Below are 22,961 nucleotides of genomic sequence, written 5' to 3' on the forward strand. Positions count from 1 at the left end.
GAGTCCGGAGAGGCGACGACAATGACGAGCAACGGCAAGGGGGCCCTCGAGGGCGCCGTAGTGGCGGTGGCGGGCGCGGCCGGCCCCGCGGGGCGGGCGACGCTGCTCCGGCTCGCGGAGGCGGGAGCCACCGTCGTGGCGTCCGACGCGGACGCGGCCCGGCTCGCCGAGGCGGTCGACGAGGCGCGCTACGCGCACGGCGGCGCCACGGTCACCGGCGACACGGTGGACCTCCTCGACCTGGACGCGACCCGGGAGTGGGCGGCCCGCACCGAGAAGGAGTTCGGCCGGGTCGACGGCCTGGTCCACCTGGTGGGCGGCTGGCGCGGCAGCCGGACGTTCGGCGAGACGCCGCTCGCCGACTGGGACACGCTGCACAACCTGCTCATCCGCACCGTGCAGCACACCTCGCTGGCCTTCCACGACGCGCTGCAGCGCAGCGGCAACGGCCGCTACCTGCTGATCAGCGCGGCCGGGGCCAGCAAGCCCACCGCGGGCAACGCCGCCTACGCCGCCTCCAAGGCCGCCGCGGAGGCCTGGACCCTCGCCCTCGCCGACGCCTTCAAGAAGGAGGGGGGCGAAGGCGGTCCGCAGGCGGCGGCTGCGATCCTGGTGGTGAAGGCGTTGGTGCACGACGCCATGCGTGCCGAGCGCCCCAACGCGAAGTTCGCGGGCTTCACCGACGTCTCCGACCTGGCCGAGTCCATCGTCGGCGTCTGGGGCCGGCCCGCCGAGGAAGTGAACGGAAACCGTCTGTGGCTGACTCCGCAAACGTGACCACTGACGCCAAGCGGCGCCACGATCCCGAGCTGCGCGGATTCGCCAGCGACAACTACGCGGGCGCGCACCCGGAGGTCCTGGCGGCGCTCGCCCTCGCCAACGGCGGTCACCAGATCGCCTACGGCGAGGACGAGTACACCGAGCATCTCCAGCGCGTCGTGCGCAGCCACTTCGGGCCGACCGCGCGGGCCTTCCCGGTCTTCAACGGCACCGGCGCGAACGTCGTGGCGCTGCAGTCGGTGACCGACCGCTGGGGCGCCGTGATCTGCGCCGAGTCCGCCCACATCAACGTGGACGAGTGCGGGGCGCCCGAGCGGGTCGGCGGGCTCAAGCTGCTCACCGTGCCCACCGAGGACGGCAAGCTCACCCCCGAGCTGATCGACCGGCAGGCGTTCGGCTGGGACGACGAGCACCGCGCGATGCCGCAGGTCGTCTCGATCACCCAGAGCACCGAGCTGGGCACCGTCTACACCCCGGACGAGATCCGGGCGATCTGCGAACACGCTCATCAGCTCGGGATGCTGGTCCACCTCGACGGCGCCCGGCTGGGCAACGCCGCGGCGTCCCTGGACCGTCCGATGCGGGCGTTCACCAACGCGGTGGGCGTGGACATCCTCTCGCTCGGCGGCACCAAGAACGGCATGGTGTTCGGCGAGGCCGTGGTCGTCATCAACCCGGACGTGGCCCGGGCGATGAAGCACATACGCAAGCTGTCCATGCAGCTGCCGTCCAAGTGCCGCTTCGTCTCGGCGCAGTTGGAGGCCCTGCTCGCCGGGGACCTGTGGCTGCGCAACGCCCGGCACGCCAACACCATGGCCCGGCGGCTCGCCGACGGGGTGCGGGACGTGCCCGGCGTGGAGATCGTGTACCCCGTGCAGTCCAACGCGGTGTTCGCGACCCTGCCGCACGATGTCGCGGAGCGGCTGCAGAAGCGGTACCGCTTCTACTTCTGGGACGAGGCCGCGGGCCTGGTGCGCTGGATGTGCTCCTTCGACACCGCGGAGGCGGACGTGGACGCGTTCGCCACCGCCGTGGCCGAGGAGATGGGCAAGCAGTAGCGCTGTATAGGTATGCACCCGGTCGAAAATCGATTGATGTCGACCGGGTGCTTTCCTACGCTCCGGGCATGCACCTCACCCCGGACGCCCCTGATGAGTCGGCCTATCTCGCCGCGGACGACATCGTGGACCACCGGCACCCGCTGGTGCGCGCCACCGCGGACCGGCTGGCGGCCGGCACCGCCGGCCCGTACGCCTACGCCAGGGCGGCCTTCACGTTCGTCCGGGACACCGTCCCGCACTCCTGCGACAGCGGCGACCAGCGGGTCGCCCTGCGCGCCTCCGAGGTGCTGGCCACCCGCAACGGCATCTGTCACGCCAAGTCCCACGCACTCGCGGCGCTGCTGCGCGCCCGCTCGGTCCCCACCGGCTTCTGCTATCAGCGGCACGACGTGGTGCACGGCCTGGTTGCCCTGTGGCTGCCGGCCGAGGAGCGCTGGGCCCGTCTGGACCCGCGCGGCAACAAGCCCGGAGTGAACGCCCGGTTCAGCCTGGACCGCGAGCAACTCGCGTACCCCGTCCGGCCCGAGCGGGGTGAGCACGACTACGGCACCGTGCACGCCGCTCCGCACCCGGACGTGCTGGCGGCGTTCCGGCGGGCCGCGGACCGGACCCACTTGCTGGAGCTGCTGCCCCGCGAGCTCACCGGTGTCCGCTGACCGGCCGGCGGGGCGGGAGCGAATGCACCGACGGGCCCGGAGGCGGCACAACGGTGCTGCCTCCGGGCCCGTCGGCGCGTTCGCGAGGACGGGCCGCGGGCCTCAGCCCTGCCCGGCCGTCTGCGGCGGGGGCGGGGCGGTGCCTCCCAGGTGCGCCGGGACCCACCAGGTGTCGTCCGGACCCTTGGGGCGCACCGGATAGGAACGCTGCGCGGCCTCCAGCAGGTCCTGCACCCGCGCCCGGACCCGCTGGGTGATGCCCACCGTGGTCTCGCCCGGGTCGGTGTCCATCGGTTCCCCCACCCGGATGGTGATCGGGATGTGGTTGCGGCCGAGGTTGCGCGGCTTGCCCTTGGTCCACAGCCGCTGGGTGCCCCACAGCGCCATCGGCAGCAGCGGCACGCCCGCCTCCTGCGCCAGCCGGGCGGCGCCCGACTTGAAGTTCTTCAGGGTGAACGACTGCGAGATCGTGGCCTCCGGGAACACCCCGATGATCTCGCCCGAGCGCAGCGCCTTGAGCGCGTGCGCATAGGCGTGCTCGCCCTGCGCCCGGTCCACCGGGATGTGCTTCATCGCCCGCATCAGCGGACCGGAGATCTTGTGCCGGAAGACCGACTCCTTCGCCATGAAGCGCACCAGGCGCTTGGCGGGCAGGGCGGTGAGCCCGCAGAACACGAAGTCCAGGTAGCCGATGTGGTTGCTGACCAGGACGGCTCCACCGCGCCGGGGTATGTGTTCGGTTCCCTGGATGTCGAAGCGCAGGTCGAGCGCCTTGAACATGGTGCGGGCGGCGCCGATCACCGGCGGGTAGACGAGCTCTGCCATGCAGGGGGACCCTTCTGTACGGCCCGGGGAGGGTGCTCCCGGCGAAGTTACGCAGACGTAGGTTTCTGGCTTTGGGCAGATCGTGCCTGATCGCGGAGGCTTCGGCCAGCCCAGGAGGCTCCTCGTCAGGAGATCCTCGTCACGTCTGCCCCTTCTGCCCCGTGTTCGCTCATGCCGTGGCCCGGCGGACCAGCAGGTACATCTCGCACCCCAGGCAGTAGCCGAAGGCGGCGTTGAGGAAGGCGGCCGCGAGGGCGAACCCGGTCGCCGCCATGCCCAGCCATGGGGGCCCCATGAGGTATCCGGCGAGGCCCACCAGGGCGAAGAGGAGGCCGACGGTCTGCGCGAAGCGCGGCGGAGCCGGGTTCTCGAACGCGGCCGGCGGTCCCAGCCGCGGGCGCACCACGGTCCGGAACAGCCATCCGTACGGCGACCGGGGCACCCCGGCCGCCGCTCCCACCGCGAAGCACAGGGCCTGCCAGGCCAGCAGCGGCGCGCTCCCCGTGATCAGCACGGTGGCCAGCACCGCACTGGTCACGGCGGCGCCGAATCTCGGTCCTCGTATGTCCATGGCCGCAGTCATGGCCTCAGCATGCCGCAGCGAAGCGGAATGATGGCTTCGGGAATTCTTGCAGTCCCATGAACGCTGGAGTCGAGGATGACCGGACTGATGGTGTGCCTGGCGGTGCTGGCGGTGGCCGGTGCCTATGGAGTGGTGCACACCCGACGGAGCGGGAGGCTGAAGGTGCGGGGTCGTGACGGTGACGTGCGGCTGGACGCGGCCGAACTGGGCGCGAGTCTGGGGCGGAAGGCGACGCTCGTCCAGTTCTCCAGCGCGTTCTGCCAGCCCTGCCGGGCCACCCGCCGGACCCTCACCGAGGTCGCCGGGATGGTCGACGGCGTGGCCCATGTGGAGATCGACGCGGAGGACCGGCTCGAACTCGTCCGCTCCCTGCAGATCCTGCGCACCCCCACCGTCCTGGTGCTCGACGCGGAGGGCCGCGTCGTGCGCCGCGCCTCCGGCCAGCCCCGCAGGGCGGACGTCATCGCGGCGCTGGGGGAGGCCGTGTGACGGCGGCGTGATGGTTCTCCCATCTCCCGGACCACACTTGACGTCGCGGTTTGCCGCTCGTCAGGCTGACCCCCATGCGGTCGGAACTCCTTCTCTTCGGACGGGTACACGTGGACCTCGTCCGGCACGCCAGCGCGCGCTGTCCGGTCTGTTGAGCAACGACGACTCCACCCGGCCCACACCACAGAAGGACAACTCCATGACGGCCACGCACGATCTCGGCGCCCTGCAGCTAGCCGGTACCGACCTCCTGCGCTCCGCCTTCCGCCGGCACGCCGCCGGCGTCGCCGTGATCACCGTTCCGGGGGTCCGCCCCGCCGGATTCACCGCGACCTCGCTCGCCTCCGTCGCCGCCGAGCCGCCGCTGCTCTCGTTCGGAGTCGGTACGGGGTCCTCCACGTGGCCGCTCCTCGCCGACGCGGGCCATGTCGGAGTGCACGTCCTCGCCGAGCACCAGCAGGAGCTCGCCGCGACGTTCGCCCGCAGCGGCGCCGACCGCTTCGCGCCGCCCACCCGCTGGCACTCCGGCCCGCACGGGGTGCCGGTCCTGGACGGGGTGCTGGCCTGGCTCGTCTGCCGGGTGGTGACCCGGATACCCGCCGGTGACCACCGGCTGGTGCTCGCCGAAGTCGTCGAGGGCGCCGTGCCGGACGCCTCGGGGCCGGAGGGTGTGCGGCCGTTGCTCTACCACCACGGCGGCTTCAACGCCCTGCGCGACTGACCCGCCGCTTCCCGTTCCGGCACGTCGGCGCGCCAGGACGTCCCGGGAGCCGCGGAGTTCGGCGCTGTGGAGTCGGGTGCTCCGGAGGCCCGCGCTGTGGAGGCCTGTGCGGTGTGGAGTCCTGTGCTGTGTGGAGTCCTGCGCTGTGGAATCCGGCGCTGCGCCGGCCGTGCCGTATGCCGGCCCCGGACCCGCCCGTCGACTTGTTCGCGTCCGCGGGCCCGGCCTGGTCCGAACGACAGGCCCTCCGGTGCTCCCGTTCCCCCTCGGCCGCTCCGCGCGGCTCGGGCCGTGCCCGTCGTCGGTGATCGGGGCCGATCGTGGGCGATCAAGGCGGAATATGCGGCGCCGCCGTGTGAGATGCATCTCCAACGATCCGAAGATATGGCCTCTGACCTGCGTAAACGGCATTCTGGCGGTCAGGTGTGAGCGCTTGATAACCGGGAACGGTACGAGTGTACTGACGAGTAATATTTTGGTGGGAGTGCGGAGCGCCCCAACCAGGGGATCCGCCCCGAATGGCGCCTATGCTGCCAGCAAGAGGCACCCCAGTAGAGACGATGCAGTAGGAGAGCCGGCGTGAGCTTGAGGATCGTTGTCTGTGTGAAGTACGTGCCCGACGCCACCGGCGACCGGCACTTCGCCGAGGACCTGACCACCGACCGTGACGCGGTCGACGGCCTGCTGTCCGAGCTCGACGAGTATGCCGTCGAGCAGGCCCTCCAGATCGCCGACGAGGCCGACGACGCGGAGATCACCGTCCTGACCGTGGGCCCGGAGGACGCGCGTGACGCCCTCCGCAAGGCGCTCTCCATGGGTGCCGACAAGGCCGTCCACGTCGAGGACGACGACCTGCACGGCACCGACGCGCTGGGCACCTCGCTGGTTCTGACCAAGGCCGTCGAGCACATCGGATACGACCTGGTCATCTGCGGTATGGCGTCCACCGACGGCACCATGGGCGTGCTGCCGGCGATCCTCGCCGAGCGGCTCGGCGTGCCGCAGGTGACGCTGCTGTCCGAGGTCTCGGTCGAGGACGGCAAGGTCTCCGGCCGCCGTGACGGCGACACTGCCAGCGAGCAGCTCGAGGCGTCCCTCCCGGCCGTTGTGTCCGTGACCGACCAGTCGGGCGAGGCCCGTTACCCGTCGTTCAAGGGCATCATGGCCGCCAAGAAGAAGCCGGTGGAGACGCTGGACCTGTCGGACCTCGGCATCGAGGCGGAAGAGGTCGGTCTCGAGGGCGCCTGGACCAAGGTGGACGACGCCGCGCAGCGTCCGCCGCGCACCGCCGGCACGATCGTCAAGGACGAGGGCGAGGGCGGCAAGCAGCTCGCGGAGTTCCTCGCGGGTCAGAAGTTCATCTAGAACGCTGCCTCGCGGCCCGGACGTCCGTCCGAGCTGCCGCGATCACCCCAACTGCCCCCAGATTCCTCGCACTCGCAGGAGAGCAATCCCATGGCTGAAGTTCTCGTCTACGTCGACCACGTGGACGGTGCCGTCCGCAAGCCGACCCTCGAACTGCTGACCCTCGCCCGCCGCATCGGCGAGCCCGTCGCCGTGCACCTCGGCGCCGGTGCCGACACCGCCGCCCCGGTGCTCGCCGAGCACGGTGCGGTGAAGGTCCTGACCGCCGACGCCCCCGAGTTCGCGGACTACCTCGTCGTGCCCAAGGTGGACGCGCTCGAGGCCGCCTACCAGGCCGTCAGCCCCGCGGCAGTGCTCGTGCCGTCCTCCGCGGAGGGCAAGGAGATCGCCGCCCGCCTCGCGGTGCGCATCGGCTCCGGCATCATCACCGACGCGGTCGACCTGGAGTCCGGCGACGAGGGCCCGGTGGCCACCCAGTCGGTGTTCGCCGCCGCCTTCACCACCAAGTCCCGCATCACCAAGGGCACCCCGGTCATCACCGTCAAGCCGAACTCGGCCGCTCCGGAGGCCGCCCCGGCCGCCGGAACCGTGGAGCAGCTCGCCGTCACCTTCGGCGACAAGGCCACCGGCACCAAGGTCGTCTCCCGCACCCCGCGCGAGTCGACCGGCCGTCCCGAGCTCACCGAGGCCGCGATCGTGGTCTCCGGTGGCCGTGGCGTCAACGGTGCCGAGAACTTCCACATCGTCGAGACCCTGGCCGACTCGCTCGGCGCGGCCGTCGGTGCCTCGCGCGCCGCCGTGGACGCCGGCTGGTACCCGCACTCCAACCAGGTCGGCCAGACCGGTAAGTCCGTCTCGCCGCAGCTGTACATCGCGGCGGGCATCTCCGGCGCGATCCAGCACCGGGCCGGCATGCAGACCTCGAAGACCATCGTGGCCGTCAACAAGGACTCCGAGGCCCCGATCTTCGACCTGGTCGACTACGGCGTGGTCGGCGACCTCTTCGAGGTCGTCCCGCAGCTGACCGAAGAGGTCAAGACCCGCAAGGGCTGAGCCGCTTCGCCCCGAGGCCCCCGGACGCCGCCGCGACCGGGGGCCTCGTGCGTCCGCGGTCCCGTCGGCGGGCCGTGAGGGTGTTGACCTGCGGACCTGCCCTGGATAGCTTCACGTTACGGATAGTCGATTCCGTGCAGCGGAAGAGAGAGGGTGTCGTATGGGCCGGGACGAGACGGTGGCCACCAGCCTCGCCGGAGCGGTGGGCCAGGAGATCGGGGCGTCGCTGGCCGACGTGGACGCCGAACTCGCCCGCCGCTACCCCGGCGACCCCGGCACCCGCCAGCCCGTGCACACCGTCTACGTCCCCGCCGACGTCTTCGCCGCCGACACCGTGCGCAGCTGGGGCGACCGGGCGCTGGCCGCGCTCGACGAGCACGCCCCCGACGCCGGGACGTTCGCCGCGGTGCTGGGGCTCGGCGACGACCTTGCCGGACCGGTGTACCGGCGGGTGCGGGAGAAGCTGCTGCGCGAGCCCGTGGAGGACCTGCGCATCGACTTCGAGGACGGCTACGGGCCCCGCCCCGACGCCGAGGAGGACGCCGCGGCGGCCCGCGCCGCGCGGCTCGTCGCGGACGCCGTGGCCGACGGCACCGCCCCGCCGTACCTGGGCATCCGGATGAAGTGCATGGAGGCCGCCGTCCGCGACCGCGGCATCCGCACCCTGGACATCTTCCTCACCGGCCTGATGGACGCGGGCGGCCTGCCCGACGGCCTGCTCCTCACCCTCCCCAAGGTCAGCCACCCCCAGCAGGTCACCGCGATGGTGCGGCTGCTGGAGGAGTTCGAGCGGGCGCGGGGGCTTCGGCCCGGCCGGATCGGCTTCGAGATCCAGATCGAGACCACCCAGGCCGTCCTGGGAGCCGACGGCCGGGCCACCGTCGCCCGGATGATCGACGCGGCCGGGGGGCGGGCGACGGGACTGCACTACGGCACCTTCGACTACAGCGCCTCCTGCGGGGTCAGTGCCGCCTACCAGTCCATGGACCACCCGGTGGCCGACCACGCCAAGGCCGTCATGCAGGTCGCGGCCGCGGGCACCGGCGTCCGGCTCTCCGACGGCTCCACCAACGTTCTGCCGGTGGGCAGCACCGCACAGGTCCACGACGCCTGGCGGCTCCACCACGGGCTCGTCCGGCGCTCGTTGGCCCGCGCCTATTACCAGGGCTGGGACATGCACCCCGGCCACCTGCCCACCCGCTACGCCGCCGTCTACGCCTTCTACCGCGAGGGGCTGGACCGGGCCGCGGAACGGCTCGCCGCCTATGTGAACCGTGCGGGCGGCGCCGTCCTGGACGAGCCCGCCACCGCGCGGGCGCTGAGCGGCTACCTGCTCCGCGGTGTGGACTGCGGCGCGACGGACGCCGACGAGGTGGCCGGGCTCACCGGACTGTCCCGGGCCGACCTCGACCGCCTGGCCGGGCGTCCCGCGGCTTCCTGAACCGCTGCTCTCTCCCGTTCGGTGGTCCGGCCCGTTCCGCCCGGATTCCCTTGTCGTGAGCCGGAGTTCGACAGACGGGCCGGTGCCGCCCGGGTGAAGCGGGCAGGACCGGTGCTCACGGCGCGACCGATGGGCGGCATCCCGGCACCGGGAGCGTCGCCGGGTGCGGGTCAGGCCGGGCCGTCGTACGGCGGGAGTTCGCCGGAGCCGCGGGGGATCAGCCGGGTGGCCAGCTCCACCCGGGCGGGCTCACCGGCCCCGCCGTCGAGCCTGCGGAAGAGGCGGTCGGCCGCCGTGCGGCCCAACTGGGCGGCGTCCTGGGCGACCACCGTGACGCCGGGGGTGAGCAGATCGGCCAGTTCGAAGTCGTCGAAGCCGACCAGGGCCACCGGGCGCGGGCGGCCGGTGAGGACGCGGACGACGGTGACCGTCACCCGGTTGTTCCCGGAGAAGAACGCGGTGACGGGTTCCGGTGCGTCGAGCATGGCCAGCGCCGCGGACCGGACCCGCTCCGGCTCGGTGGAGCCGAGGGACACCCAGGACTCCTCGACCGGGAGTCCGGCCTCGGCCATCGCGGCGCGGTAGCCCCGCAGGCGTTCGACCGCCGTGTGGATGCGGGGCCGGTCCCCGATGAACCCGATCCGCCGGTGGCCGTGGGCTATGAGGTGACGGACGCCGTCGCGGGCCCCGGAGAAGCTGTCGGAGAGCACCACGTCCGCGTCGATGCGGCCGGGGGGACGGTCCACGAACACCGTGGCCACCCCGGCGGCTATCTCCGGTTCGAGATAGGTGTGGTCGTCGCTGGCGGGGACGATGACGAGGCCGTCCACCCGCCGGGCGCAGAACGCCAGCACCAACTCCTGTTCCCGTTCGGCCTCTTCGGCGCTGGAACCGTGAATGAGCAGCGCCCCGTGGGCCCGTGCGGTCTCCTCCACGGCGCGGCTCATCGGCCCGTAGAACGGGTCGGCGAGGTCCTCCAGGACGAGCCCGATGCTCGCGGTCCGGCCCTTCCGCAGGATCCGCGCACTGTCGTTGCGGCGGAACCCCAGGGCGTCGATCGCCTCCTGCACCCGGCGCATCGTGTCCGGTGTGACGCCCGGTTCGCCGTTCACCACCCGCGAGACCGTCTTCAGTCCGACGCCGGCGCGTGCCGCGACGTCCTTCATGGTCGGCCGGGTGCCGTAGCGGCGCTCGGTGCGGGGGGCGAAGTCGGCCACGGTGCGGGTCCTTAAGCGTCCACGGGCGGGGTGGATACGAGCATAAGGCCTGGACAACGTTGTCAAAACTGGGGAGACTGAACCACCGGAGCCCCGCCGACCAGGAGATACGACCCCGATGCAGAACGACCTCGTCGCCGCCCTCGACATCGGGGGAACCAAGATCGCCGGGGCGCTGGTCGACAGCGCCGGCCGGCTGGTCGTCCGTGCGCAGCGGCCCACCCCCGCGCACGAGGACGGGGACACCGTCATGGCGGCCGTCACGGCGGTGCTCGGTGAACTCGCGGGCGCCCCGGGCTGGGAGCGGGTGACCGCGGCCGGGATCGGCAGCGCGGGACCGGTCGACGCTTCCACCGGCACGGTCAGCCCGGTCAACGTGCCCGGCTGGCGGGACTATCCACTGGTCGACGCGGTGCGGGCGGCGCTGGGCGGCATGCGCCCCGGAGGTCCGACGAATCGGTGGCCGGCCGGCGGACTCCCGGTCACCCTGGTCGCCGACGGGGTGGCCATGACGGCCGCCGAGCACTGGCAGGGCGCCGCCCGCGGCCGGGCGAACGCCCTGTGCATGGTGGTCTCCACCGGGGTCGGCGGCGGCCTCGTCCTGGGCGGCCGGCTGCACCCGGGGCCCACCGGCAACGCCGGGCACATCGGGCACATCAGCGTGGACCTGGACGGCGACCCCTGCCCGTGCGGCGCCCGCGGCTGTGTGGAACGCATAGCCAGTGGGCCCAACATCGCCCGCCGGGCGCTGGAGCGCGGCTGGCGGCCCGGGCCGGACGGCGACGTCACGGCCGCGGCGGTGGCGCGGGCGGCCCGGTCCGGCGACCCGGTGGCCCGCGGCTCCTTCGAGCGCGCCGCACAGGCCCTGGCGGCGGGTATCGCCGCCACGGCGACCCTGGTGGAGATCGAGGTCGCGGTGATCGGCGGGGGAGTGGCCGCCGCCGGTGAGGTGCTGTTTGCCCCGCTCCGGGCGGCCCTCCGGGACTACGCCGGGCTGTCCTTCGTCCAGGGCCTGGAGGTCGTTCCGGCGCAGATGGGCACCGACGCGGGCCTGGTGGGAGCGGCGGCCGCGGTCCGGGCGCGGTCCGGCTCGCCGGCGGCCGTGGAGGAGCCGGCGCCCACCGTGCCGTAGCCGGGACCCCTCGCGTGTCGACGTGCTCCCTGGTCTGCGGTCCAGGGGTTCCGGCCGGGCTCCGCCCGCGCGTTCGGAATACTGCTGCCCGTGGCCACGCGGGGTCGCAGGCGCCGGCCACAGGCGCGGAGTTGGCCGGATCGACGGGTTGACCGGCGGGGGTTCCCGTATCTCGGCCGCTGGATCAACCCGCGAGGTCTACGGTTCCGCGATGGTCTGGATCACGGCTGTCGCCATCCCCCTGGTGGTCTCGCTCATCACCTCCGTGCTGGCCTGGAAGCAGCATGAGTCCCGGCTGAGGGCGGAGCTCCGCACCGAGTTCATGGCCGAGGCCGCGCTGTACGCCCTGCTGAAGGACTCCCGGTGGCCGACGCGCTACTTCACCACCATCCGCGGCTATCTCAAGGGCTTCGAGGACGACGAACTGCGCAAACTCCTGGTCCGTGCGGGTGCCCTCTGCTTCGAGAGCGGCGGCCGGGAACGCTGGGGCCTGCGGGAGCGGAACGCCGACAAGCTGAGCAAATGAACGTGTTCCGGCCGCGTGTTCACGGTGCTTCGCGGCACCCACGGTTGTTCGCGGCACCCACGGCTGCGAAGGGCGGCCCGGTGCGCGCCGCACGAGCCGTCCGGCACCCCGGATGCGGACGCAGGGGGTGGCCGGGGCGCCCGCGGAGCCGGGGTGTTCCGCGGCTGCGGGTCGGCGGCCCCGGCGGCGCGACGGCACACGGGCGGGGGCCGGAGCCGGAGCCGGGCCGGAGCCGGAGCCCGGGCCGGGTCACCGTCCGCCGGAACCCGACGGACGGTGGCCGTCGCTCTGTCGTTGTTGTGATCCGGTCCATCCGCCCCACACGCCCCCGTGGCCGCTGCGCCGACGCCGCGTACCGATGGCGTGGAAGCCGAGGAATGCGACGATATGGGGAGGCCGGCGGGTCGAGGAGCAAGCCGTCCGGTGGTGTATGTCGTCCCCGGCTCTCCCTCCGCCGGAGCGCATCGGTGCTGCTCCCGCCACCGGGGCGCCCGAGCGCCCGCCGACGGGCCCCGGGGCGCCCCGGGGGCCACCTTGCCGCGCGGCATTTCCGTGGCAAGGTGTAGCGGGCAATCCACTGAGGGCTATGGCATAGGGGGAAATGTGATCGTCTGGATCAATGGTGCGTTCAGTGCGGGGAAGACCAGTACAGCTCGTGAACTGACCGACTTGATCCCGGGCAGCACCTTCTACGACCCCGAGGTGATCGGCGGCGCACTGGCGTATCTGCTGCCGCAGAAGCGGCTCAACGAGGTGACCGACTACCAGGACCTCGCGATCTGGCGGCGCCTGGTCGTCGATGCGGCCGCCGCCGTGCTGGCGGAGGTGGGCGGCGTGCTGGTGGTCCCCATGACGGTGCTCCGCCAGGACTACCGCGACGAGATCTTCGGTGCGCTCGCCGCGCGCCGCATTCCGGTACGGCATGTGGTGCTCACGCCTGACGAAACGATCCTGCGCGAACGGATATCGGGCCGCGAGGAGTTCGCCGACGACCCCGCGCGCAGCGCCGCCGTACGGCAGTGGTCGCTCGACGGCCTGGCCCGGTACCGGGAGGCGCTGCCCTGGCTCACCGCAGACGCCCACCCCGTGGACAACGGCGCGCTCACCCCGCGCGAGACCGCGGAACGGATCGCCGAGGCGATACGCACCGGCGCCGCGGGGGCGTGCGAGATCGTGCAGACCCCTGAGCCCACCGCCCCGACGCTGGCCGCCGGGGTCCTGCTCTTCGACGAGCAGGACCGGGTGCTGCTGGTGGATCCCACGTACAAGCCCGGGTGGGAGTTCCCCGGTGGAGTCGTCGAGCCCGGTGAGGCCCCTGCCCGGGCCGCGATGCGCGAGGTCGCCGAGGAGACCGGCATCGAACTCGACCGCGTCCCCGGGCTGCTCCTGGTCGACTGGGAACCGCCCAGGCCCCCGGCCTTCGGCGGGCTGCGGCTCCTCTTCGACGGCGGGCGCCTGGGCCCCGGTTCCGCCGACCGGGTCCTGCTGCCGGGCGCGGAGCTGCGCGGCTGGCGCTTCGTCAGCGAGGAGGAGGCCGCCGAACTGCTGCCGGAGGAGCGCTTCCAACGGCTGCGCTGGGCACTGCGCGCCCGCGAACGGGCCACCGTGCTCAATCTGGAGGCGGGTGTTCCCGTCGGCTGAGTCCTCCCACCTGCGCCGGGCGGGTCCGGGCCCGCATCCGCACCGCGGCCCCGGACCCGGACGCCGTCACCTCCGGGCGGACGCCGCGTAGTCGGTGAGGAACAGCGCCTCCGCGAGGGACAGCCGCTCGAGTTCCTCCGGGGACACGCTCTCGTTCACCGCGTGGATCCGGGCCTCCGGCTCGCTCAGGCCGATCAGCAGGATCTCCGCCTCCGGGTAGAGCGTGGCCAGGGTGTTGCAGAGCGGGATGGAACCTCCCTGACCGGCGGTCTGCATCTCCTCGCCGGGGTAGGCGGCCCGCATGGCCGCCGCCATCGCCTCGTACGCCGGGCTGGCGGTGTCGGCGCGGAACGGCTGCCCCTGGCCGGCCTGTTCCACCGTGATCCGGGCGCCCCACGGCGCCTTGGCCTCCAGGTGGGCGGTGAGCAGCTTCGTCGCCTCGGTCGCGTCGGTGCCCGGCGGCACCCGCAGGCTCACCAGGGCGCGGGCGCCCGCCTGGACCGACGGGGTGGCGCCGACGACCGGCGGGCAGTCGATGCCGAGGACGGTCACCGCGGGGCGTGCCCAGATGCGGTCGGCGACGGTGCCGGAGCCGATGAGCTCCACCCCGTCGAGCACCTTCGCGTCCTTGCGGAACGCCTCCTCCGGGTACTGCAGGCCTTCCCAGCGCGCGTCGTGCGCCAGTCCGTCGACCACCGTGGAGCCGTCCTCGGCGCGCAGCGAGTCCAGCACCCGGATGAGCGCGGCCAGCGCGTCGGGCGCGGCGCCGCCGAACTGCCCCGAGTGCAGGTTGCCTTCGAGTGTGTCGACCTGCACCCGGACCAGGGTCATCCCGCGCAGCGTGGCGGTGACGGTCGGCAGCCCGACCCGGAAGTTGCCGGTGTCGCCGATGACGACCGCGTCCGCGGCGAGGAGCTCCGGGTGCGCCTCCGCGTACCGCTCCAGACCGCCTGTGCCCTGCTCCTCCGAGCCCTCGGCGATGACCTTCACGTTCACCGGCACGCCGCCGTGCGCCTTCAGTGCCCGCAGCGCGGTGAGGTGCATGATCAGGCCGCCCTTGCAGTCGGCGGCGCCGCGTCCGTACCAGCGGCCGTCGCGCTCGGTCAGCTCGAACGGCGGGGAGGCCCAGGCGGATTCGTCGAGCGGCGGCTGCACGTCGTAGTGCGCGTAGAGCAGAACCGTCGGGGAGCCCTCGGGGCCGGGCAGGAAGCCGTACACCGACTGGGTCCCGTCCGGGGTGTCCAGCAGGGCGACGTCCCCGAAGCCCTCGGCGCGCAGTGCCCCGGCGACCCAGGCGGCCGCCGCTTCGCACTCGCTCCGGGGGAACTGGCCGGGGTCGGCGACCGACTGGAAGGCGACCAGTTCGGCCAGTTCCGTCCGGGCGCGGGGCAGCAGCGAGGCGACGGTCTCGGCGAGTGGGGTGACCGCGGTCTGCTCCATGGGGCGGCGCTCCTCGTGGGTGCGAAGGCGGAGGTACGTTCAGGGGTGAGCCGTACGTACCGTGCATACGCTGCCGATCCTCCCACAGTGAGCCGTGGTGACCATGAGCCGTAGGATGCGGACGGTAGCCGGAGCCACCTCTGGGCTTCGGTCGGGGGACCCAGGCCGAGCGGGAGCAGAAGCACAGGTGAGCAGCGAGAACGCGGAACAGGGCACCGAGCCGGAGTGGGACGTCGTGGTCGTGGGGGCCGGCCCCGCGGGTGCGTCGGCGGCGTATGCCGCGGCCGCCGCCGGGCGGCGGGTCCTGCTGCTGGAGAAGGCGGAACTGCCCCGGTACAAGACGTGCGGCGGAGGCATCATCGGCCCGTCGCGGGACGCCCTGCCGCCGGGCTTCGAACTCCCGCTGCGCGACCGGGTGCACGCGGTGACGTTCTCCCTGAACGGGCGGCTGGCCCGCACCCGCCGCTCCCGCCGGATGCTCTTCGGGCTGATCAACCGCCCGGAGTTCGACCAGCAGTTGGTGGCCGCGGCGCAGAAGGCCGGCGCCACGCTGCGGACCGGCGTCACCGTGACCCGGGTGGAGCAGCACGGTCCGGCGGTGCCGGACCGGCGCACCGTCGCGGTGGTGCTCGCCGGCGGGGAGACCGTCCTGACCCATGCGGTCGTCGGCGCGGACGGCAGCGCCAGCCGGATAGGAGCGCATGTCGGGGTGAAGCTGGACCAGGTGGACCTGGGTCTGGAGGCGGAGATCCCCGTTCCGGAGTCCGTGCAGGAGGACTGGGCGGGGCGGGTGCTCATCGACTGGGGCCCGATGCCCGGCAGTTACGGCTGGGTGTTCCCCAAGGGCGACACCCTCACCGTCGGGGTGATCTCGGCCCGCGGCGAGGGCGCCGGGACCAAGCGCTACCTGGAGGACTTCATCGGCCGGCTCGGGCTGGCCGGTTTCGAGCCGAGCATCTCCTCGGGGCACCTCACCCGCTGCCGGGCGGACGACTCGCCGCTCTCCCGCGGCCGCGTGCTGGTGTGCGGGGACGCGGCGGGGCTGCTGGAGCCCTGGACCCGCGAGGGCATCTCCTTCGCGCTGCGCTCGGGACGGCTCGCGGGGGAGTGGGCGGTGCGGATCGCGGAGGCGCACGACGCGGTGGACGCCCGCCGCCAGGCCCTCAACTACGCCTTCGCCATCAAGGCCGGTCTGGGCGTCGAGATGGGGGTGGGGCGCCGGATGCTCGCCGTCTTCGAGCGCCGCCCGGGCCTGCTGCACGCGGCGATCACCGGTCTCCGCCCGGCCTGGAACGCCTTCGCGAAGATCACCCGCGGCACGACCACCCTCGCCGAGATCGTCCGGACCCGTCCGATGGCCCGGCGGGCGCTGACGGCCGTGGACCGGGACCGTACGGAGCTCAGCCCGCCCGAGTGATTCCGTGTCCGGGCCCGGCCGGGACGGCACGCCGCCCTCGCCGGGCCGGCACTTGCCGGGCCCCAATCCGCCGGGCCGGAACTCGCTGGGCCTGCACCCGCGGGCCGTGCTGCCGTGGGGTCCGCGCCTCTGCCGCATGGAGCCGGGCGCGTGGCCATCCCACCTGTCCCGGCCGGCCCCGATGGCCCTCCGCGGCCGACGGGGCTACTCCGCCGGGAGTAGGCGCGACCACGCCGCCGGCGCGACGTTCCGTGGAGTCCGGCCGGTCTAGCGTGGCCGGTATGAGCCAGGGACGGGTGCGGGGCACGGAGGACCGGGACACGGGCCGAGGGGCGCGTGCCCGGTGGCGGTGGCCCGCACCGCCCGGCGCCCGCCCGGCCCTGATCCCGCTCCTGGCCGTCTCCGTCGCCGTCGCGGCGGCCCAGCTGGCCGGTTCCCGCTTCGCGATGGAGAAGCAGCCGGACCGGGAAGGCCTTGCCGCGTTCGGCTATGTGCTGCTGCTCCTCGGGCCCGCCCTGCTGCTGCTGCGCCACCGGTACCCGCGGTGCGTGGTCTTCGGCACCGCCGCCGTCACACTGCTCTACCTCGGCGCCGGCTACCCCTACAGCCCGGTCTTCATCAGCGTCGTCGTCGCCTGCTTCACGGCGGTCGTGGCCGGTCACCGGTGGGCCGCCTGGTCCGCTCTGGGGCTGCTCTGGGCCGGGCACCTGGTCATCGGTCACTGGCTCCACCCCTGGCTGCCGCCCGCCGGGGACGACGCCGCGCCCTGGAGCCAGGAACTGGTCGTCGCCGCCTGGGTGGCGGCGGTCGTCGCCGGCTCGGAGCTGGCGCGGCTGCGCAGGGAGCGGCTCGCCCGGGAGCGCGCGGAACGGGAGCAGGCCGAGCGGCGACGGGCCAACGAGGAGCGCCTGCGGATCGCGCGCGAGCTGCACGACGTCCTGGCCCACAGCATTTCGCTCATCAACGTGCAGGCCGGGGTGGGACTGGCGCTGCTCGACCAGCGGCCGGAGCAGGCCCGGACCGCGCTGATCACCATCAAGGAGGCCAGCAAGGAGGCGCTCGGCGAGGTCCGGCAGGTCCTCGACACCCTGCGCACCCCCGGCGACGCGCCGCGCTCGCCCGCCCCCGGACTGGACCGGCTGGCCGAGCTGACGCAGCAGGCGTCCGGCGCGGGCCTGACGGTCGACGTCCGCACCGAGGGGACGCCGGTCGCCCTCCCGCCCGGTGCCGACCTGGCGGCCTTCCGCATCGTCCAGGAGGCGCTGACCAACGTCGTCCGGCACTCCGGTTCGCGCACCGCCGCCGTTCTGCTGCGCTATGCGCCGCGGCGGCTGGAGATCCGGGTCGACGACCAGGGTCCCGCTACCGCGGGGCGAGCGGGGAGCGGAGGCGGGAACGGTCTCGTCGGCATGCGCGAGCGGGCCGTCGCCCTGGGGGGCAGCGTCGAGGCGGGGCCCCGGCCCGACGGCGGCTTCCGTGTCCTCGCCCGCATTCCGCTCGGAGCGGCGGCTACGGTGAGCCGGGAGGCCCCCGCCGCCGAGGAGGAGACCTGAATGATCCGCGTACTGCTCGCCGATGACCAGCTGCTCGTCCGGGCCGGGTTCCGTGCCCTGCTCGACGCGCAGCCCGACATCGAGGTCACCGGCGAGGCCGCGGACGGCGCGCAGGCCCTGGCGCTGGTCCGGCAACTCCGCCCGGACATCGTGCTGATGGACATCCGCATGCCGGAGCTGGACGGTCTGGCCGCCACCCGCAGGATCGGCGAGGACCCGGAGCTGGCGGCGGTGAAGGTGGTCATGCTCACCACGTTCGAGCTGGACGAGTACGTCTTCGAGGCCATCCGCTCCGGCGCCTCCGGCTTCCTCGTCAAGGACACCGAACCGGATGAACTGCTGCGCGCGGTACGGGCGGTGGTGGACGGCGACGCCCTGCTCTCCCCGGGAGTGACGCGACGGCTGATCGCGGAGTTCGCCGCCCGTTCGAAGGAACCCGCGGCGGCCGAGGGACTGGCCGCGCTCACCGAGCGGGAGCGGGAGGTGATGGCCCTGGTCGGCATCGGCCTGTCCAACGAGGAGATCGCCCGCCGCCTGGTCGTCAGCCCGCTGACCGCCAAGACCCATGTGAGCCGGACCATGGTGAAACTGGGCGCCCGCGACCGCGCCCAACTGGTCGTCCTCGCCTACGAGTCGGGGCTGGTCCGGCCCGGCTGGCTGGGCTGACGGGCGGCCCGCCGGACGCCGCGCAGAACGCGCACCACCCGCCACAGGAAGCCCGCGGCGCCGGCGACCGCGCCGGCCGTCAGCACCTGCCGCTCCTCGGCCCGGGACAGCTCGCCCAGCAGCGCGGGGCTCGCGACCGCGAGGAACACCACGGCGGCGACCCCCGCCCCCGTGACGAAGGCGAAGACCAACTCGACGGTCAGGGCGTCGCGGTCGAGCGGCGTGCGCGCGGGCGGCATGCGGGCAGTGTGCCACTCGGCGGGGCTCGGGGCATCGTTCTGTCCGGATACCGACGGTGCGTAGTCGGCCCGACGGGCACCCGCTCGGCAGCGTCCGGGCCTCCCGGTGCCGCAGAGCGGTCCGGGCAGCGGGGCCGGGTCCGGCGCGGCCGCCTGCCGGCCGACTCCTGTTGCCGTTCCCCTGCCTGTCCCGGGCCTTCGGGCGTGCGGCTGCCCCGGCGTCAGCGCAGCACCCCTTCCAGGAAGTCGCTGCCCAGCCGCGCGACCGCCGTCAGATCGAGCTGGTGGAGCACATAGCGGCCCCGGCGCCGTGTGGTGATCAGCCCGGCCTTCCGCAGCACCGTGATGTGCCGCGACACCTCGGGCGGGGTGATGCCGTGCGCGGCGGCCAGCTCGCCGGTGGTGACGGCGGACCGGGCCAGGTAGCGGCACATCAGGATCCGCAGCGGGTGGGAGAGGGCCTCCATCCGCAGCTGCAGCAGGTCCAGGGAGCCGGGGCCCGGCACGTCGGGCGCGGCGGCCGGGTAGTGGACCACGGGGCGCCAGCCCGGGGCGTGGAGGACCCAGAGATGCGGCCGGCCCACGGAGGACGGCACGAAGGTGACGCCCGGGCCGACCGCCGGGTCGAGGGCGTCCGCATGGCCGCTGCTGAGCTTGTCGACGACGATCCGGGTACCGCTCTCGTCCAGCGCGAGGGCGGGTGACACCTCGGCCAGCGCCTGGGCCAGGCCCTTGCGGCGCAGTACCTCCGTCTTGTGCCGGGCGTCGGCGGCGAGCCGGGCGCGCACCCGCTGCCAGAGGTCGTCGAAGAAGGCCTCCGCGCAGTCCTCGAACAGCCGGCGGAGCCAGGCGCGAACAGCCGGCGGGTCCGCCAGGAGCCGCTGGGCGAACTCGGCCTGCCGGGTGCCGCGCGCGGTGGCGCGCTCCAGGGCCTGCGCGCGGACCTCGGCGTTGACCAGCGGGGACGGGCCGTTCGGCTCGTAGTCCCGGTGGCAGGAGATGTCCAGGGCCGCGTCGACGAAGAGGTCGTCGTCCAGCCGGTCCAGCAGGTCCAGGTCCTCGGAGAGGGTGGCGCCCGGGCGGCCGCGGGTGTCCGGCAGTGCGGCGAACGGCAGATCGGTGTCGCTGTGCGCGGAGCGCCACAGGAAGTCCGCCTCGCACAGCCGGTCCGCGAGGTCCGGCCGGAGGGCGGCGTTCGTCGCGGTGGTCCAGCCCTGCAGCCCGGGATGGTGCGTCGGCTCGGCCAGGGCGTGCAGTGCGGCGCACAGTTCGGCAAGGGGCGACGGGCTGAACACCAGGTGCTCGGGCGGGAGTCCCGCGATGTCGATGGTCACGCTCATGAGCCCCATGCTGCCTGCCCGGGCGCGGGCCGTCGCCATCGATGCGCCCCTGCCCGTCCGCCGGCGCTCATCCGTCGGTGCCGCCGGTGCTCTCGCACGGCAGGGTGCACGGAGAGCCGTTTCCCCGGGCCGCCCGGGGTGCCGTTACGGCAGTGGCCTGGGCCGACGACGTCCGCGTGCGGATCCGGTGACGTCCGCGCGGGTGGAGGTCTGCGCCCGGGACCCGGCCGGACGCCTCCGCAGGATGCGGCGGAGCCACGACCGCCGTCCGGCCACGGGCACCCGGAGCCGGACCCACGGGCCGCCCGTGGTCACCCCGAGCGCGCCCCCGCCGTGTCCCGGACGCTCCAGGCGACCAGCGCGGCCACGGCGGAGAGCACCGCGACCGTGGTCAGGGCGAGGGGCAGGGACGAACGGTCCGCGAGCAGCCCGATGGCGGGCGGGCCCAGCAGTATCCCGCCGTACCCGAGGGTGGAGGCCGTGGCGACACCGCCCGGGCCGGCCAGCTCCCCGGCGCGCCCGATGGCGACGGGGAAGATGTTGGCCAGTCCCAGACCGGTGACCGTGAAGCCGATGAGAGCGACCGGCAGGCTCGGTGCGAGGGCGCCGAGGAGCATGCCGACCGTGGCGGTCGCCCCGCCCGCGACCAGCGCCCGGGTCTGCCCGAGGCGTTCGAGCAGCGCCGTCCCGGTGAGCCGGCCCACGGTCATGGCGAGAGCGAAGACGGAGTAGCCCGCGGCGGCGAGCCCGGCGTGCGCGCCGAGATCCTCTTCGAGGTGGAGTGCGCTCCAGTCGGCGAGGGCCCCTTCGCCGTACGCCGTGCACAGGGCGATAAGCCCGAGGAACACCACCGGCCGGCGGTGCCGTCCTGCGGGCCGGGCCGCGGCACTGTCCCCCTCGGTCCGGCGCGGCCCGCGTTCCCCGGAATCCGGCGCCGGTGTCGTGAGCAGGACGCGGCCCGCGACAGCGGTGATGAGGAGTCCGCAGGCGGCGAGCAGCAGCAGATGCCGGGTGACGGTCAACTGCCCCGCCAGCAGCCCGCCCAGCCCCGCGCCGAGCATGCCGCCGAGGCTGAAGGCGGCGTGGAAGCTCGGCATGACGGGCCGGCGCAGCGCGGCGACCAGATCGACGGCGGCGCTGTTCATGGCCACGTTGATCGCGCCGTACGCGGTCCCGAAGACGAGCAGCACCAGCCCGAGGACCAGGGGCGAACCGGCCAGTGGAGGCAGCGCGATGCCCACCGAGAACAGCAGCCCGGACACCACGGTGACGGGGTGGCTGCCGAACCGGGTGCACAGCCGTCCGGTGACCGTCATGGTGGCGACGGCACCGGCCGACACGCCCAGCAGGGCGAGTCCGAGGTCGCCCGTGGAGGCGCCGGTCTGCTGCTTGACGGCGGGGATCCGGACCACCCAGCCGGCGAAGAGCAGGCCGTCCAGGGCGAAGAAGGCGGTGAGGGCGATACGGAGGCGTCGGAGGGCTGGATCGGCGGTATTTCCGGGCCGTGCGCCCGAAAGGACCGTCCGTGTTTTGTTTAAGTTCGGCACAAAGTCAGAATAGAGGGGTGACCCTGACTCGGACAACACGCCTGGAGAGAGGCCGCAGTGCCCTCGGACCGGCCCTGGAGCTCGTACACACCGGCCGTGCGCCCACCCGCGCCGTCCTGACCTCGGAACTCGGCGTCACCCGCGCGACCGCGGGCGCCGTCGCGGCCGAACTGGAAGCGCTCGGACTGATCCAGGTCGACTCCCGCCCGACCGCCGCGGCCGGCTCGCAGGGCCGTCCGTCCCACCGGCTCGCGGTCGACCCCGCCGGGCCCGTGGTGCTCGCCGCCCAGGTGCACGCCGACGGCTTCCGTGCCGCGCTCGTCGGCCTCGGCGGCCGGATCGTCGCCACCGCGCCCGGCTGCATGACCGTCCCCGCCGACCCGGCACACGTGCTGGCCGCCGTGGTCGAGGCCGGGGCGGAGCTGCTGCGGGAGACCGGCCGCCGCTGCCTGGGGGCGGGGCTGGCGGTGCCGTCCGCCGTCGCGGAGCCCGAGGGCACCGCCCTCAACCCGCTCCACGTCGCCTGGCCTGCCGGGGCGCCGGTCCGGGTCATCTTCGCCGAACGGGTGCGGGACGCCGGCATCCTCGCGACGGCAGGCTCCGGCGCCACCGTCTTCGCGGGCAACGACGTCAACCTCGCTGCCCTCGCCGAACACCGGCACGGCGCGGGCCGCGGCGCCCGGGACCTGCTGTGCGTGGCCACCGGTCACCGGGGCGTCGGCGGGGCACTGGTCCTCGACGGACGCCTGCACAGCGGCAGTTCGGGCCTCGCCCTGGAGGTCGGCCATCTGACCGTCAACCCGAAGGGCAGGACCTGCCACTGCGGAAGCCGCGGCTGCCTGGACATCGAGGCCGATCCGCTCGCCTTCCTCACCGCGGCGGGACGTGACCCGGGGCCCGAGGTGTCGCTGCTCCAGCAGGCCCGGGACCTGCTCCGCGACGAGCGCGAGTCGCCGTCCGTGCGCGCGGCCGTCCATGTGCTCATCGACCGCCTCGGCCTGGGCCTCGCGGGGCTGGTGAACATCCTCAACCCGGACCGGGTCATCCTCGGCGGCCTCCACCGCGAGCTGCTGGCGGCCGACCCCGAGCGGCTGCGCGCCGTGGTCGCGGAGCGCAGCCTGTGGGGGCAGAGCGGCAGCGTTCCGCTCCTCGCCTGCTCGCTCGACCACAACAGCCTGGTGGGTGCGGCCGAACTGGCCTGGCAGCCGGTGCTGGACGATCCGCTGTCGGTGCTGCCCCAGTAGCGTCGGGCGGCCGGTCCGAACCGCC

General features: G+C 73.7%; 22 protein-coding genes. 15 read left to right on the forward strand and 7 right to left on the reverse strand.

From position 1 onward, the window contains the following. Nucleotides 1-21: 21 nt before the first annotated feature. The 3 genes from AC3EQ1_RS05525 (at nucleotide 22) to AC3EQ1_RS05535 (ending at nucleotide 2,497) form a co-directional block, all read left to right on the forward strand. Nucleotides 22-777: an SDR family NAD(P)-dependent oxidoreductase gene (locus AC3EQ1_RS05525; RefSeq protein WP_432093204.1), complete on the forward strand. Its 756-nt coding sequence runs from the start codon at nucleotides 22-24 to the stop codon at nucleotides 775-777. Beyond that, a complete protein-coding gene (locus AC3EQ1_RS05530; protein ID WP_432093121.1) occupies nucleotides 756-1,838 on the forward strand; it encodes a threonine aldolase family protein in 1,083 nt (360 codons plus the stop codon). Before AC3EQ1_RS05525 ends, AC3EQ1_RS05530 begins: the two co-directional genes overlap by 22 nt. Before the next feature lie 68 nt (nucleotides 1,839-1,906). After that, nucleotides 1,907-2,497 carry a transglutaminase-like domain-containing protein gene (locus AC3EQ1_RS05535; protein WP_432093122.1) on the forward strand — a complete coding sequence of 197 codons (591 nt, stop codon included), beginning with the start codon at nucleotides 1,907-1,909 and terminating at the stop codon, nucleotides 2,495-2,497. A 102-nt stretch (nucleotides 2,498-2,599) separates the two neighbouring features. Here AC3EQ1_RS05535 and AC3EQ1_RS05540 read toward each other — a convergent pair whose 3' ends face one another. Both AC3EQ1_RS05540 and AC3EQ1_RS05545 read right to left on the reverse strand, forming a co-directional pair. Then, the gene (locus AC3EQ1_RS05540; RefSeq protein ID WP_432093123.1) at nucleotides 2,600-3,322 is read right to left on the reverse strand and encodes a lysophospholipid acyltransferase family protein; all 723 of its coding nucleotides are present in this window, start codon (nucleotides 3,320-3,322) and stop codon (nucleotides 2,600-2,602) included. Between the two features lie 169 nt (nucleotides 3,323-3,491). Continuing rightward, nucleotides 3,492-3,905: a DUF4395 domain-containing protein gene (locus AC3EQ1_RS05545; protein ID WP_432093124.1), complete on the reverse strand. Its 414-nt coding sequence runs from the start codon at nucleotides 3,903-3,905 to the stop codon at nucleotides 3,492-3,494. 75 nt (nucleotides 3,906-3,980) lie between these two features. Between AC3EQ1_RS05545 and AC3EQ1_RS05550 the strand changes: the two genes are divergently transcribed. From AC3EQ1_RS05550 to AC3EQ1_RS05570, 5 genes are all read left to right on the forward strand, one after another. Continuing rightward, nucleotides 3,981-4,394 carry a TlpA family protein disulfide reductase gene (locus AC3EQ1_RS05550; protein ID WP_432093125.1) on the forward strand — a complete coding sequence of 138 codons (414 nt, stop codon included), beginning with the start codon at nucleotides 3,981-3,983 and terminating at the stop codon, nucleotides 4,392-4,394. 199 nt (nucleotides 4,395-4,593) lie between these two features. Next, nucleotides 4,594-5,115, forward strand: a complete 522-nt coding sequence (locus tag AC3EQ1_RS05555) for a flavin reductase family protein (RefSeq protein WP_432093126.1) — start codon at nucleotides 4,594-4,596, stop codon at nucleotides 5,113-5,115. 579 nt (nucleotides 5,116-5,694) lie between these two features. Further along, nucleotides 5,695-6,480, forward strand: a complete 786-nt coding sequence (locus AC3EQ1_RS05560; protein WP_432093127.1) for an electron transfer flavoprotein subunit beta/FixA family protein — start codon at nucleotides 5,695-5,697, stop codon at nucleotides 6,478-6,480. A gap of 90 nt (nucleotides 6,481-6,570) precedes the next feature. After that, nucleotides 6,571-7,533 carry an electron transfer flavoprotein subunit alpha/FixB family protein gene (locus AC3EQ1_RS05565; protein ID WP_432093128.1) on the forward strand — a complete coding sequence of 321 codons (963 nt, stop codon included), beginning with the start codon at nucleotides 6,571-6,573 and terminating at the stop codon, nucleotides 7,531-7,533. 160 nt (nucleotides 7,534-7,693) lie between these two features. Then, a complete protein-coding gene (locus AC3EQ1_RS05570) occupies nucleotides 7,694-8,974 on the forward strand; it encodes a DUF6986 family protein (protein WP_432093129.1) in 1,281 nt (426 codons plus the stop codon). 170 nt (nucleotides 8,975-9,144) lie between these two features. Here AC3EQ1_RS05570 and AC3EQ1_RS05575 read toward each other — a convergent pair whose 3' ends face one another. Next, a complete protein-coding gene (locus tag AC3EQ1_RS05575; protein WP_432093130.1) occupies nucleotides 9,145-10,191 on the reverse strand; it encodes a LacI family DNA-binding transcriptional regulator in 1,047 nt (348 codons plus the stop codon). A 118-nt stretch (nucleotides 10,192-10,309) separates the two neighbouring features. Here AC3EQ1_RS05575 and AC3EQ1_RS05580 point away from each other — a divergent pair, with 118 nt between their 5' ends. From AC3EQ1_RS05580 to AC3EQ1_RS05590, 3 genes are all read left to right on the forward strand, one after another. Further along, nucleotides 10,310-11,323, forward strand: coding sequence for an ROK family protein (locus AC3EQ1_RS05580; RefSeq protein WP_432093131.1), 1,014 nt, complete (start codon nucleotides 10,310-10,312; stop codon nucleotides 11,321-11,323). A gap of 211 nt (nucleotides 11,324-11,534) precedes the next feature. Next, a complete protein-coding gene (locus AC3EQ1_RS05585; RefSeq protein WP_432093132.1) occupies nucleotides 11,535-11,849 on the forward strand; it encodes a hypothetical protein in 315 nt (104 codons plus the stop codon). A 603-nt stretch (nucleotides 11,850-12,452) separates the two neighbouring features. Further along, complete coding sequence (locus AC3EQ1_RS05590) at nucleotides 12,453-13,490, forward strand: NUDIX hydrolase (RefSeq protein WP_432093133.1); 1,038 nt, start codon at nucleotides 12,453-12,455, stop codon at nucleotides 13,488-13,490. A gap of 66 nt (nucleotides 13,491-13,556) precedes the next feature. On the opposite strand, the gene AC3EQ1_RS05595 is transcribed toward AC3EQ1_RS05590, so the two are convergent. Then, nucleotides 13,557-14,930 (reverse strand): dipeptidase, encoded by a 1,374-nt coding sequence (locus AC3EQ1_RS05595; RefSeq protein WP_432093134.1) that lies wholly within the window; start codon nucleotides 14,928-14,930, stop codon nucleotides 13,557-13,559. Between the two features lie 187 nt (nucleotides 14,931-15,117). Here AC3EQ1_RS05595 and AC3EQ1_RS05600 point away from each other — a divergent pair, with 187 nt between their 5' ends. The 3 genes from AC3EQ1_RS05600 (at nucleotide 15,118) to AC3EQ1_RS05610 (ending at nucleotide 18,566) form a co-directional block, all read left to right on the forward strand. After that, the gene (locus AC3EQ1_RS05600) at nucleotides 15,118-16,347 is read left to right on the forward strand and encodes a geranylgeranyl reductase family protein (protein ID WP_432093135.1); all 1,230 of its coding nucleotides are present in this window, start codon (nucleotides 15,118-15,120) and stop codon (nucleotides 16,345-16,347) included. Between the two features lie 281 nt (nucleotides 16,348-16,628). Then, nucleotides 16,629-17,900, forward strand: coding sequence for a sensor histidine kinase (locus AC3EQ1_RS05605; protein WP_432093136.1), 1,272 nt, complete (start codon nucleotides 16,629-16,631; stop codon nucleotides 17,898-17,900). After that, nucleotides 17,901-18,566: a response regulator gene (locus tag AC3EQ1_RS05610; RefSeq protein ID WP_432093137.1), complete on the forward strand. Its 666-nt coding sequence runs from the start codon at nucleotides 17,901-17,903 to the stop codon at nucleotides 18,564-18,566. Here the strand turns inward: AC3EQ1_RS05610 and AC3EQ1_RS05615 are convergent. The 3 genes from AC3EQ1_RS05615 to AC3EQ1_RS05625 all read right to left on the reverse strand — a co-directional run bounded on the left by AC3EQ1_RS05615 (nucleotide 18,527) and on the right by AC3EQ1_RS05625 (nucleotide 21,692). Next, nucleotides 18,527-18,805: a DUF6332 family protein gene (locus AC3EQ1_RS05615; protein ID WP_432093138.1), complete on the reverse strand. Its 279-nt coding sequence runs from the start codon at nucleotides 18,803-18,805 to the stop codon at nucleotides 18,527-18,529. The two genes, AC3EQ1_RS05610 and AC3EQ1_RS05615, sit on opposite strands and share 40 nt — an antisense overlap. Nucleotides 18,806-19,026: 221 nt before the next feature. Then, nucleotides 19,027-20,145 carry a DUF5937 family protein gene (locus AC3EQ1_RS05620; protein ID WP_432093139.1) on the reverse strand — a complete coding sequence of 373 codons (1,119 nt, stop codon included), beginning with the start codon at nucleotides 20,143-20,145 and terminating at the stop codon, nucleotides 19,027-19,029. A gap of 311 nt (nucleotides 20,146-20,456) precedes the next feature. Continuing rightward, complete coding sequence (locus tag AC3EQ1_RS05625) at nucleotides 20,457-21,692, reverse strand: MFS transporter (RefSeq protein WP_432093140.1); 1,236 nt, start codon at nucleotides 21,690-21,692, stop codon at nucleotides 20,457-20,459. A gap of 23 nt (nucleotides 21,693-21,715) precedes the next feature. On the opposite strand from AC3EQ1_RS05625, the gene AC3EQ1_RS05630 reads away from it, so the two are divergent. Beyond that, on the forward strand, nucleotides 21,716-22,936 hold the full coding sequence (locus tag AC3EQ1_RS05630) for an ROK family protein (RefSeq protein WP_432093205.1): 1,221 nt from the start codon (nucleotides 21,716-21,718) through the stop codon (nucleotides 22,934-22,936). The last annotated feature ends 25 nt before the right edge of the window (nucleotides 22,937-22,961 follow it).

The sequence above is a fragment of the Streptomyces sp. bgisy100 genome, assembly GCF_057709105.1.

Excerpts from the sequence above, each read along its gene's own strand:
- AC3EQ1_RS05610 (WP_432093137.1), top strand. The coding sequence starts at position 17,901 with ATGATCCGCGTACTGCTCGCCGATGACCAGCTGCTCGTCCGGGCCGGG.
- AC3EQ1_RS05605 (WP_432093136.1), top strand. The coding sequence starts at position 16,629 with ATGAGCCAGGGACGGGTGCGGGGCACGGAGGACCGGGACACGGGCCGA.
- AC3EQ1_RS05570 (WP_432093129.1), top strand. The coding sequence starts at position 7,694 with ATGGGCCGGGACGAGACGGTGGCCACCAGCCTCGCCGGAGCGGTGGGC.
- AC3EQ1_RS05595 (WP_432093134.1), bottom strand. The coding sequence starts at position 14,930 with ATGGAGCAGACCGCGGTCACCCCACTCGCCGAGACCGTCGCCTCGCTG.
- AC3EQ1_RS05550 (WP_432093125.1), top strand. The coding sequence starts at position 3,981 with ATGACCGGACTGATGGTGTGCCTGGCGGTGCTGGCGGTGGCCGGTGCC.
- AC3EQ1_RS05580 (WP_432093131.1), top strand. The coding sequence starts at position 10,310 with ATGCAGAACGACCTCGTCGCCGCCCTCGACATCGGGGGAACCAAGATC.
- AC3EQ1_RS05565 (WP_432093128.1), top strand. The coding sequence starts at position 6,571 with ATGGCTGAAGTTCTCGTCTACGTCGACCACGTGGACGGTGCCGTCCGC.
- AC3EQ1_RS05620 (WP_432093139.1), bottom strand. The coding sequence starts at position 20,145 with ATGAGCGTGACCATCGACATCGCGGGACTCCCGCCCGAGCACCTGGTG.
- AC3EQ1_RS05525 (WP_432093204.1), top strand. The coding sequence starts at position 22 with ATGACGAGCAACGGCAAGGGGGCCCTCGAGGGCGCCGTAGTGGCGGTG.
- AC3EQ1_RS05545 (WP_432093124.1), bottom strand. The coding sequence starts at position 3,905 with ATGACTGCGGCCATGGACATACGAGGACCGAGATTCGGCGCCGCCGTG.
- AC3EQ1_RS05615 (WP_432093138.1), bottom strand. The coding sequence starts at position 18,805 with ATGCCGCCCGCGCGCACGCCGCTCGACCGCGACGCCCTGACCGTCGAG.
- AC3EQ1_RS05540 (WP_432093123.1), bottom strand. The coding sequence starts at position 3,322 with ATGGCAGAGCTCGTCTACCCGCCGGTGATCGGCGCCGCCCGCACCATG.
- AC3EQ1_RS05555 (WP_432093126.1), top strand. The coding sequence starts at position 4,594 with ATGACGGCCACGCACGATCTCGGCGCCCTGCAGCTAGCCGGTACCGAC.
- AC3EQ1_RS05535 (WP_432093122.1), top strand. The coding sequence starts at position 1,907 with ATGCACCTCACCCCGGACGCCCCTGATGAGTCGGCCTATCTCGCCGCG.
- AC3EQ1_RS05585 (WP_432093132.1), top strand. The coding sequence starts at position 11,535 with ATGGTCTGGATCACGGCTGTCGCCATCCCCCTGGTGGTCTCGCTCATC.